The organism is Clostridium sp. CS1-1, assembly GCF_056135525.1.
This window is the reverse complement of the sequence record NZ_CM148680.1, coordinates 1,739,580-1,751,249: the sequence shown is the minus strand read 5'-3', so window position 1 is coordinate 1,751,249 and position 11,670 is coordinate 1,739,580. Positions and strand designations below refer to the sequence as shown.

Annotated in this window: 12 protein-coding genes; 4 read left to right on the top strand and 8 right to left on the bottom strand. The window is 31.4% G+C overall.

What is annotated here, in order from left to right:
• Positions 1-194: 194 nt before the first annotated feature.
• The 3 genes from AC0N0V_RS08015 to AC0N0V_RS08005 all read left to right on the top strand — a co-directional run bounded on the left by AC0N0V_RS08015 (position 195) and on the right by AC0N0V_RS08005 (position 3,500).
• Positions 195-1,469, top strand: a complete 1,275-nt coding sequence (locus tag AC0N0V_RS08015) for a lactate/malate family dehydrogenase (RefSeq protein WP_474463383.1) — start codon at positions 195-197, stop codon at positions 1,467-1,469.
• A 42-nt stretch (positions 1,470-1,511) separates the two neighbouring features.
• The gene (locus AC0N0V_RS08010) at positions 1,512-2,564 is read left to right on the top strand and encodes a flavodoxin family protein (RefSeq protein WP_474463382.1); all 1,053 of its coding nucleotides are present in this window, start codon (positions 1,512-1,514) and stop codon (positions 2,562-2,564) included.
• A gap of 186 nt (positions 2,565-2,750) precedes the next feature.
• Positions 2,751-3,500, top strand: a complete 750-nt coding sequence (locus AC0N0V_RS08005) for a DUF438 domain-containing protein (protein WP_474463381.1) — start codon at positions 2,751-2,753, stop codon at positions 3,498-3,500.
• A gap of 91 nt (positions 3,501-3,591) precedes the next feature.
• Here AC0N0V_RS08005 and idi read toward each other — a convergent pair whose 3' ends face one another.
• Positions 3,592-4,131: an isopentenyl-diphosphate Delta-isomerase gene (gene idi, locus AC0N0V_RS08000; RefSeq protein ID WP_474463380.1), complete on the bottom strand. Its 540-nt coding sequence runs from the start codon at positions 4,129-4,131 to the stop codon at positions 3,592-3,594.
• A gap of 359 nt (positions 4,132-4,490) precedes the next feature.
• Between idi and AC0N0V_RS07995 the strand changes: the two genes are divergently transcribed.
• Positions 4,491-5,330: a PHP domain-containing protein gene (locus AC0N0V_RS07995; protein ID WP_474464484.1), complete on the top strand. Its 840-nt coding sequence runs from the start codon at positions 4,491-4,493 to the stop codon at positions 5,328-5,330.
• Between the two features lie 138 nt (positions 5,331-5,468).
• On the opposite strand, the gene AC0N0V_RS07990 is transcribed toward AC0N0V_RS07995, so the two are convergent.
• The 7 genes from AC0N0V_RS07990 to glpX form a co-directional block, all read right to left on the bottom strand.
• A complete protein-coding gene (locus AC0N0V_RS07990; protein WP_474463379.1) occupies positions 5,469-5,678 on the bottom strand; it encodes a holin in 210 nt (69 codons plus the stop codon).
• 329 nt (positions 5,679-6,007) lie between these two features.
• Positions 6,008-7,408: an aminopeptidase gene (locus tag AC0N0V_RS07985; RefSeq protein WP_474463378.1), complete on the bottom strand. Its 1,401-nt coding sequence runs from the start codon at positions 7,406-7,408 to the stop codon at positions 6,008-6,010.
• Positions 7,409-7,443: 35 nt separating this feature from the next.
• Positions 7,444-8,382 (bottom strand): magnesium transporter CorA family protein, encoded by a 939-nt coding sequence (locus AC0N0V_RS07980; RefSeq protein ID WP_474463377.1) that lies wholly within the window; start codon positions 8,380-8,382, stop codon positions 7,444-7,446.
• A gap of 120 nt (positions 8,383-8,502) precedes the next feature.
• Positions 8,503-9,051, bottom strand: a complete 549-nt coding sequence (locus AC0N0V_RS07975) for a 5-formyltetrahydrofolate cyclo-ligase (RefSeq protein WP_474463375.1) — start codon at positions 9,049-9,051, stop codon at positions 8,503-8,505.
• On the bottom strand, positions 9,041-9,970 hold the full coding sequence (gene hprK, locus AC0N0V_RS07970) for an HPr(Ser) kinase/phosphatase (RefSeq protein ID WP_474463373.1): 930 nt from the start codon (positions 9,968-9,970) through the stop codon (positions 9,041-9,043). Before hprK ends, AC0N0V_RS07975 begins: the two co-directional genes overlap by 11 nt.
• Before the next feature lie 18 nt (positions 9,971-9,988).
• On the bottom strand, positions 9,989-10,171 hold the full coding sequence (locus AC0N0V_RS07965; protein ID WP_474463372.1) for a DUF896 domain-containing protein: 183 nt from the start codon (positions 10,169-10,171) through the stop codon (positions 9,989-9,991).
• A gap of 150 nt (positions 10,172-10,321) precedes the next feature.
• Positions 10,322-11,296 carry a class II fructose-bisphosphatase gene (gene glpX, locus AC0N0V_RS07960; protein WP_474463370.1) on the bottom strand — a complete coding sequence of 325 codons (975 nt, stop codon included), beginning with the start codon at positions 11,294-11,296 and terminating at the stop codon, positions 10,322-10,324.
• Between the last annotated feature and the right edge of the window lie 374 nt (positions 11,297-11,670).

Genomic DNA, 11,670 nt, shown 5'->3' with positions numbered 1-11,670 from the left:
CAGACAAGCAAGATTTCTAAGATTTCATGAATTTACAAGCTAATAATGCTAAAAAGTCAGTTAAATGTATCTTCATAATCGACTATATACATCTTTACAAAACAACCACAATCCATTTTTATATGAATGATAACAAAACATGCTTTTATAAATACACTTTGTAAAACAATACATGCAAGAAAGGGTGCTATATTATGGATAACAGGTTATATTACTATAAACTTAAAGATAAACTATTAATAGGGAATAAAGAGTATACCTTAGAAGAAGTATCTGAGGATTATGCTGCTAGTTATAAGGGAAGAATTTTTGCTCTTAATTATTTAAATCCACAAAAATCTCGTAGAAGTTTTTGTGTTACTTCAGTGAATAACTTATTTGTCGAAGAAGAAAACTTGAATTTACTTAAGAATATCGATAGTAAAAGTAATAATATACCTAATTGGATTATAGAGCATATTAATAATAGAAATGTTACTTCTGTAAATACTGCTTATCCTAGTTGGCAGAAGGTCTTAACTAGTAAATTTCCTATTGTTTCTAGTGAAAATGTTGACTTTAAAAAGTGGAGTGTGACTGTAGTTGGACTTGGAGATGTAGGTGGAACTTTAATTACTGGGCTTCGTCTTTTAGGTGGTGATTCCATTTCTCAAATTAATATTTTTGACAAAAATGAGAATAAGGCAAAAAGATGGGAGTATGAATGCAATCAAATTCTCTCCCCTTCTTCTAGTAATGACTATCCACCTATAGTTTCCGTATCAGAAGATGCTTTATTCAATTGTGATATGTTTGTTTTCTGCGTTTCTGTTGGAGTTCCTGAGGTTGGTAAGGAGGATTTTGATGTTCGACTTGCTCAGTTCCAAGGGAATTCAAAAATTGTAGGATATTATTCTAAGCTAGCTAGAAAATATAATTTTAAAGGTCTCTTTGCAGTTGTTTCAGATCCTGTTGACTTGCTTTGTAAAACTGTGTTTGAGGAAAGTAATAAAACTGAAACTGACAATTATGATTTTAAAGGTCTTGCTCCTGAGCAAATTAGAGGTTATGGCCTTGGAGTTATGAATGCAAGAGCAGCTTACTATGCTTCCCAGAATGAAAAATACAAACACTATTTAAGCGAAGGTAGAGCTTTTGGACCACACGGCGAAGGTCTTGTAATCGCTGATAGTATAGAAAACTATAACGAAGAAATCTCGTATTATCTTACGGATAGAACAAAAAAAGCTAATCTAGAGGTACGCTCAATAGGATTTAAACCTTATATAGCCCCTGCTTTATCTTCTGGGTCACTTTCATTAATAGCAACTATTAGAGGTGATTGGCATTACAGTGCCTCTTTCTTAGGCGGTGTTTTTATGGGGTGCAGAAACAGATTACTTACTTCTGGTATCGAGCTTGAAACCTATGAGAACCTTCCCGATACTCTTTTTGCTAGACTTCAACACACCTATAGCAAATTCTTATAGCTTATTAAAGCCATAAACTAAAAATCTAAAAGGAGTGAAAACATGGAAACATTACATGTAATAGTTCCAAATGAATCTACATCTGAACAACTACAAAAGATGATTGAAAGTTTTTCCAACAGCTTTGATTCGGTAGTATATGTGAAGACTAGTAAAGATTGCTCCGATTTTAGAAATAAAAAAATCCTTTTTGCATTAGAAGTGGGATTTTCAGGTTCTGATTTATCCATGCTTAATTTTTTTGAAGAATTAAAAAATGAGGATAGGAATTTCTTTTATGGCTCAACTGCTGCATTATTAGTTCACAGCAGCACAGAACTTGGAACTAAAGGTTCCGCTCAGGATACAATACTTTTATCAAACAACTTAGGATGCACTTTTATTGGTAAACCTTTAGTAGAAGCTACTGCTAGCTTGAGAAACTTTTTAACATGGCAAAAGGTTATTCCATTACCTTTAGAGGAAGTATGCTTTGATTTATGCAGCAAGTTGGGTAAAAGATTATTAGAATACAAAGATTCACCCTTAAAGGATAATAAGAAAATTACCGTCTTATATTCTTCACCGAATGAATTTTCTAACACTTTAGAGCTTTGGAATATGATAAGAGGACATTTAACAAACCTTAATATAAATGAAATACAAATTGATAATGGCAAAGTACAGGACTGCAAAGGATGTCCCTATAAGCTATGCGTCCACTATAGCAAACGAAACAGCTGCTTTTATGGTGGTATTATGGTAGAAGATGTACTTCCGTCTATTGAAGAATCAGATGCAATAATATGGTTGTGTCCAAACTATAATGATGCCATAGCAGCTAATTTAACTGCAACAATAAATAGACTTACAGTCCTATATCATAAGATTAAATTTTACGATAAATCTATATTTGGAGTAATCGTATCAGGAAACTCTGGTGGAGACTCTGTTGCTAAGCAGCTTATAGGTGCTCTCACCATAAATAAGGGCTTTAGACTTCCACCTTATGCAACAATTACCGAAACCGCAAATGACCCTAAAGCTATATTAGACGCGAAAGATATTAAAGCTAAGGCTGAAACTTTTGCAGAATATCTCCTCAAAGGTTTTTAAAATCTCACTCTAATAAATAGTCCTCTATTGAAAATAATTGCACGTTTATTGTAGTGATAATTTAATTCAAACTTTTAGAAATATCATTACTTATCAAAAAAATTTGATTATAATCACAGTAAACAATTATAAATAGTTCTATAATAAAGTCAAATAAAGAGGAAAAAACACGAGGAGGGCTTTATTATGGATAAAGTGGAAAAATTAGTAGAGTTATTAAGAAAATTAAATTCCGGAAATATATCTGAAGAATTAAGAGCTGAAGCACTAGAAATGGTTTCAAAGGTAGACCCTCTTGAACTATCACTTGCTGAACAAAAATTAATAGAGACTGGCACTAAACCGGAAGACTTGAGACATCTTTGTGATATTCATATGGAGGTTCTAAAAGACGAATTAGTTAAGCTTAAGGTTAAGTTAGATCCAGACCACGTTCTTACTACTCTAATTGAAGAACACGACGAAATATTAAAACTACTTAATTTACTAGAATCATTAAATAATACATTGCAAAATATGAGCAGTTACGATGAAAAAGCTTCTGAATTTGGTGATCTATTAAAAGTGATTGAGAGTATAATTGATGCAGAGAATCATCATAAAAGAGAAGAAGATGTATTATTCCCTGAACTAGAGAACAGGGGGGTTACTGGTCCAACTAGAATTATGAGAATGGAGCACGATTTATTAAGAACTAGAAAGAAAGAAATCAGAACTTTAGCCTTAGAAGTATCTAAAATGAATTTTGTAGAATTTAAGAACTCTTTAAATGAGGCTTCTAAATTTTTAATCTTTAATCTTAGGGATCATATTTATAAGGAAAATCACATTTTATATCCTTCTTCAATCGAAACACTTTCTGATTCTAACCTATGGAATGAAATGAAAGCTAAATGTGATGAGATAGGTTATTGTGGATTTACTCCTGGAAAGTAATTAACATAATCTAAGGCATCTTGGAAAATAATTATGAGAATAAGTAGTAATCATCATTTCATGATGCCCTAGATTAAATTGTTTCTATGGGTTATATTGATTTATCGCAATCAGAATCAAGTTTCATAAATTCTATAACTCTATTAAACAAGGATTTAAACCAAAAAGTATACAAATGTGGATTATTTATAATATCAGATTTAACTTCAGCAATGTCAATCCACTTAAAATCTTCTACTTCATTTTCATTAGGGATTACTTCACCATTAAAAGTCCCAATAAAAATATGATCATATTCATTTTCAATTAGATTATTCTCAAACCTTACTTCGTATGGAAAACTAAACACCTCACTAAGTTCACAGGTAAATCCCATCTCTTCCTTAAGTCTTCTATATATTGCATCTTCTAACTTTTCTCCATATCGAGGATGACTACAACAGGTATTAGTCCATAGCCCTCCTGAATGATACTTTGCGATATGCCTTTTGTGTAATAATAATTTATTATCAGAATTGAAGACAAATATTGAAAAAGCTCTATGCAATACTCCTTTACAATGAGCTTCCATTTTCTCTATAGGCCCAATTTCTTTATCATATTTATCAACTTCTATAATATATTCTTTCACTTATTGCCCTCCTTAAATGGTATTAAAATTTTAATAATGCATATATACAATTTTATATTGCAATTCATGTCTCATATTAACATAAATTCAAATGAAAAACCAATTACTTTAATATTTTAACTGTTTCCAAAGATAAGAATTTCCAAATATAATTATACCGAGAAGTCTTTAGTTAATTTTTTTAATTCTTTGTGCATTCTTTTATTTTTTCTATGTAAACTAAATATTATTAGTTATACAATGACATATTAATATTTGTGTGAAACTCTCTATTGCTACATAAAACTGTACTTAAATATATTAAAAAACTGTGGTAGAATATATAGAAATATAAAAACTTTTACAAGTAGGTGATTTTATTGTACAAAAAAGGTGATTTTCACTTACACACCAAAGCTTCCGATGGTAAGCTCTCACCCAAGGAACTAGTGAATCTTGCAAAAAGAGAAGGTGTAGATATCATGGCAGTGACAGACCATGATACCGTAAGTGGGATTGATGAGGCTATATTAGAAGGCGAAAATTTAGGTATTAAAGTGATCCCTGGAATTGAGCTTTCTACTTTGCATAGAAACAAAACTGTTCATATTTTAGGATATTTTAAATCTCTTGAACAGATAAGTGATGAGTTCAAATCTTATTTAAAAGAGATGAATGAATATAGAATTTATAGAGCAGCAAAGATTGTAAAAAACTTAAACAATATGTTTAATATTAAATTAGACTATGAAAAAATTTTAGAAGGAGCACATGGAATTGTAGCTAGACCTCATATTGCAAAAGCTATTGTAGATGCAGGCTACGATTATACTTGGGATTATATATTCGAAAAATTCATTGGTGAGGATAGTCCAGCTTACATCCCTAATAAGAAACTAAGCACGGAGGATGGAATAAAGCTCTTAAAATCCGTTAACTGTTTGGTTTCATTAGCTCACCCAGTTTTAATAAAAAATTTAGATATAGCCGAGTTAATGAAGCTTCCTTTTGATGGTGTTGAGGCTATTTACTCTTTAAACTCTCAGGAAGATACAGAGAAATTTAGAGAATATGCCAAAGAGTATAACAAAATAATTACAGCTGGCTCTGATTTTCATGGAATATCTAAGGATGACTTAAAACATGCTTCTACGGTTGGAGAGGTATTTCTTGATAAGAAAGGTATCCAGATTTTTTTAGATAAACTTAGTAAAATCTGACAGTTAACAATTGACAGTAAATGTTGATTTTCCGAGGCCTGGAGGAAAACTTTCTTTACTGTCAATTGCCCCACTGTCAGCTATCCATTACTTTGAACATCTCACTTCCTGATTTACTCCATACATTCCGTCATTACTCTAATCTTTTTTATCAGTCTTATCATCAAGGAATCCTTTATTCTCTGTCTGTGGATTATTTAAAATCCCTGCTAATACAAGTATTGCTAAAAATGAATTTACTATTTGATCGTAGTTGTCAGGAATAACATCCATGCCAAAGCCTTTTAGAAGCATTGGTATAAATGCAGCTACAGAAAACCATAAGCCATAATTTTTAAATCTATTCATAGTCATCCCTCCTTAGTATTATTTATTAAAGAAGGGCTCTCTTTGTTACTGTTTTATAATTTTTTTAATTTATTAATTCATGCACCTACATCTTTAGGAATAAAGTGAAACTTGAATCAGATGGGGTTTTAACCCCACCTGATTCTTAGTTGAACGAATCCAGGACGTAGCCGCTCTTTACCCTCTTGGAGAAAAGCAGATATCCCAAATCTTTGATTTTGTGTGAATCACTTTCACAGGGTTCGAGGAAGTATTAGAGCGGGTAGTCCTCGGATAAAAAGACTTGAGATTTATATAAATAACAAATCTCAAGTCTTTCTTATATAACTCTATGCTTCTCCTAAAAAGGCCTCATATCCCTTTAGAGCTTCAAATATGTCTGCTTTACTTGCTATTTCCCATGGGGCATGCATATTATGAAGAGCAATTCCGAAATCCACAACATTCATACCATATTCAGCCAAAATATAGGCTATAGTGCCGCCACCGCCTTGATCAACCTTTCCAAGTTCAGATGTTTGCCAAGATACATTATACTTATCCATGATCCCTCTCAGTTCTGCTATATACTCTGGATTAGCATCGTTTGAACTGTTCTTTCCCCTTGCTCCAGTGTATTTGTTAAACACTACACCTTTCCCAAAGTATGCAGTGTTTCTCTTTTCCATAACTGATGGAAAATTCGGATCATAAGCTGCAGTAACATCTGAAGATAGCATTTTAGAATTTCTTAGTGTCCTTCTCAACTTTAAGTCATTATAATCCCCACAAAGATTCATGATTTCAGCTAAGGTATCCTCAAAGAACTTAGAATGCATTCCAGTTGCTCCCACACTACCTATTTCTTCTTTATCTACTAACAAAGTTACGCAAGTTTTATCAGGGTTATTTATATTCATCATTGATTCAAAAGAAGTATAAGCACATATCCTATCATCATGACCATATGCCATAACCATACTTCTATCTATTCCATAATCTCTAGCTTTTCCTGCTGGAACTATCTCTAGTTCAGCAGATACAAAATCCTCTTCGATGATGTCATACTTTTCATTCAATAATTTTAGTATATTCTCTTTAACCCTAGTTTTGGTATCCTTATCCTTAACTGGGATGCTTCCAATGAGAATATTTAAATCTTCTCCTTCAATAACCTTATTTGCTTTTTTGTCCATTTGATCTGCAGCTAAGTGTATTAAAAGATCTGAAACTCCAACTACTGGATCGGTTTCATCTTCTCCTATTACAACATTTATTTTTGTTCTATCTTTTTTTATTATAACTCCATGAATTGCTAGCGGAAGCGTAACCCATTGATATTTTTTTATTCCACCATAATAGTGAGTTTCAAATAAAGCTAAATCTGTATCCTCGTATAATGGATTTTGCTTTAAATCAAGTCTAGGAGAATCCACATGAGCACCTAATATTCTTAATCCCTCTTCAAATCCCTTACTTCCTATAACAAACAAAGCCAGTGTCTTATCCATTTTATTTGCATAAACCTTATCACCAGGCTTTAGTGACCCATTTTGTAATAAAATATCCTCTAAGTTCTTATATCCTTCTTTTTCGGCTCTAGCTATAAACTCCAGCACGCACTCCCTTTCAGTCTTGCATTTAGATATAAACTCCTTATATCTATCAGCTAATCCAAAAGCATTTTTCATATCCTCCTCTGAATACTTATCCCAAGCATACTCATATTTTTTTATCAAATCTTTAGTCATTTCTTTTCTCCCTTCAAATTCACTCTCAAGCTTTCTTAAAGCCACCTTTTCTTTTTAAAAATATAAATTAGAGTAAAAGCTACGCAAAACATAAAGAAGATTATATAATAGCATCCATGTTCTATACCCATTAATGGAATTCCCTTCAAATTCATACCATACATACTAGTAATTAAATTCAAAGGTAAAAATATAGTAGCTATCACTGTAAATACCTTCATCAATTCATTTGTCTTATTGGCAATTTCTGATTCAAAAGCTTCTCTAACTAATGCTAAATCTTGAACAAGATTCTCCAAAGCTAGCATTAATTTATCAATTTTTTTATTCAAGCTTACAAAATGACCAATATTTTCTTTCTCAATTACTAAATTATCATTACTCACTAAACTGTCGCCTATATATCTTAGAGGATTTAAGTATTTTTTTATTTTATACACTTGCCTTCTAAGAGTTATCAAATTATCTATTTGTTCGTGTCTTGGATTTTTTAAAATATTTATCTCAATTTTATCTGCTTCCGCTTCCAGCGATGATATAACATTATAGTTATTAACAATTATTCTATCTAAAATATAATAAAGTAATATGCATACTTTAGGCTTATCTTTTAATAAGAAACAATTTTTAGAGTCACTTATATCTTTAATTAAGTTGTTAATAACATTAATATCATCCTTATAAACGGTAATTAAATAGTCTTTACCTAAAAATACATTTAATTCTCTCGAGGTAACAATCTCATTATAATAATTTAATATGTTAAAAATAATAAATATATACCCATCGAAAAAGCTAATTTTAGAAGATTGAGCAAAACTTTTGCACTCACCTATACTCTCTTCATCTAGTAAGATTAATTCTTTCACTTTTTCTAATTCATCCACATGAACTAATATCCAATAATGGCTTTTTTCAAACTTAAAGTTCTCAGTAACATCTTTGAAATTATTTGCTAAATCAAATATTTTCATTTAAAACACCACCAATATAAATACTGGATACAAAAATATTCTCATATTAAAAATTGAGAATTGAGCACTCTAAATTCTCAATTCTCAACTTCTTTTTGTATTATCCATATTGTGTGACGTTTAATCTGTAATTATTCCGTCTATAACTTCATCATTATCATCCATTGGCACTTTTTCTAATACTTGAAAACTATACCCAAGTGCAATTTTTTTTGAGTCTTTTCTAGTTTTTCTTAAAAATCTATCGTAAAAGCCTCCGCCATATCCAATTCTTCCTCCTTTTCTATCAAAAGCAAGACCAGGTAGGTAAGAAACATCAATTAATGACTCATCAACTTTTAACGTTATATCTTTAGGTTCTAGTATTCCATAAGCGCCTTCCTCTAAATCATAGAAGCTCTTAATTTGAACTAAAATCATTCCTTCTTGTAAAGATATTATTTTAGGAACACATAGTTTTTTTTCGTCTTTAATTGCTCGCTTTATAATATTATGAGTATCAACCTCAGTATCATAGCTTACGAAAATGAATATAAATTCTGCTTCTTTATATTCTTTGCTACTTACCACTTTTTCAAATATAAACTTATCTAAATTTTCCTTTTCCTCCTTAGTTATAAACGCCCTTCTTTCTTTTATCATTTTTCTAATATCTTTTTTACTTTCCACCTAACTCCCTCTTTTCAGATTCTTCCTTTATTCTTTGACCTATTATATCTACAGGTGTAATATTAGTTATAAAGCTATATCTATAGTTAGCTGCAGCTGCTTCGATTATAACAGCTACATTTCTGCCTGGTCTTATTGGAATTTTAATCTTTCTAATAGGGACATTTAATATATCTACAAATTCCTTATCTATTCCTAACCTATCGTAGTTTTGCTCATCCTTCCACTGTTCGATATAAGTAACGAGGTGTATCTCTTTGCTTTTTAGTATAGAGCTTAACCCATAGAGAGCTGGTATATCTATTATTCCCATTCCCCTTACTTCTATCATTCCAGCAGTTATGTAAGGCGATGTTCCATAAAGCTTGCCATCTATTTCCTTAATATCTACGGCATCATCAGCTACAAGCCTGTGGCCTCTTTTAATGAGCTCTAGTGCTGTTTCGCTTTTCCCTATACCACTTTCACCAGTGATAAGTATTCCTATTCCATAAACATCTACAAGAACTCCATGAAGCCTTGTTTCCGGCGCTAACTTATCATCTAAGTAATTCATTAGCTTATTTACAAATCTTGTAGAAGTATTTTTCGTTCTTAAAATCCATCTATTATTACTTATGGCAGTTTCCATAAATTCTGGGTGTGGATCCAATCCTCTTGTCATTATTGTACATGGATTATCAAATTTAAAGTATTTTTCTAATCTCTTTCTTCTTAAAGATGGCTGCATCGCATCCAAAAAACTCCACTCTGCTTTTCCAACAACCTGAACTCTTTCATTTGCATAATAGTTATAAAATCCTGAAAATTGAAGCCCTGGTCTATTTATATCTATAACCTTTATTTCACTAACCTTATCGCCTTCATTAACTATTTCGAGATTTAGGTCTGCTATAAGGTCTTTTACAGTTACTGCCATACATTTCCTCCTTTTAACCTATTTATCTTTAGCTGGGATTCTTTCTATTCCTTCTAATTGAGCTCTAAAGTTTCTTTTTACATTATCAATATATCTTTGTCTAAGTTTTTGCTGCTCGTCTTTTTCCTCTGGTGTAAGTCCTTCATTTTGACTTTTTTTATATAAAAAATTTATTCTTGCTGTTAACTCATCGATATTCATCACGATCACTCCTACTTAATATTTATAATTACATTTTTATATTACATTATACCTTAATTTATTGTCAAATATAGTATGGAAATCGCTTATTTCAAAATATTTCTTAAATAACAAAAACTCCTTCAACCAGAGTCAAAGGAGTTTTTATTATTATCTTACTACTAAACTACTTCTGTTTAAATCGTGATGAGCTTCAACAAATCTTATAGTTCCTGTCTTAGCTCTCATTACAACTGTGTGAGTAGCTGCCCAATCATTCTTTGAGAACACAACACCTTTTAATAAATCACAATCAGTAATACCAGTTGCTGCAAAATAAACATCATCACTTTTTACTAAATCATCTATAAAAAGCGTCTTATCTATATCGTTTATTCCCATAGCTTTGCATCTATCCTTTTCTTCTTCTGTATGTGGCTCTAATTTAGCTTGCATTTCTCCACCCATACACTTAATCGCAGCAGCCGTTATAACTCCTTCTGGAGCTCCACCTGTGCCCATAAACATATCTATTCCTGTATCTTCGAAAGCACAAGCAATTGCAGCTGCAACGTCTCCATCACCAAATAATTTTACCCTAGCTCCAACTTCTCTTGCTGCTTCTACTATATAATCATGTCTCTCTCTTTCTTGAACTATCACAGTAAGTTCTGTTATATCCTTATTTAAAGCCTTAGCTACATTTAACATATTTTCTTTTGGAGATTTATTTATATCAACAACCCCTTTAGCACCAGGTCCTACAACAAGCTTTTTCATATACATATCTGGAGCATGGAATAAACTTCCCTTTGGCCCCATAGCAACTATTGCAATTGCATTAGGCAATCCTTTTGCGATTAAACTAGTTCCATCTAATGGGTCTACTGCTATATCCATTTCAGGCATATTTTCTTCACCTATACCTACTTTTTGACCTATATATAGCATAGGAGCATTGTCCAATTCTCCTTCTCCAATTACAACAGTACCTCTAACAGGCATCATTGCAAAAGCTTTTTCCATACCATCTACTGCCGCTTGGTCAGCTGCAATTTTATCTCCTCTTCCCATAAACTTAGCAGAACAAAGAGCTGCTGCTTCTGTAACCCTAACAAGTCCCATAGCTATATCTGTATTCAACATAAAATTTACCTCCAATTGCTATTAAATTATTTGTTATTATTAATATTATGTATATATTCTTAATAAGCCTCATTATTATATATCATTCATGTGTATTTTACACCATTTTACCTGTCCTACACTTAAATATTATATCACATTTAGTCGATAACTCAAGTTATAATATATAACATTAAACATTTACATTTTAAAATATTACTAAATATGCACTAATATCTTAGTCTAATAACTAGGTTTTAAATATTGATTTATATTATAAATATGGCTATAAAAACGAAAAACTTTTAGACATTATTTTTTGATTCCATTTTTTTACACATTCTTTCATACCAGTATGTAAAGACATATTTTTCCGTTTTTCCACATTTACTCCA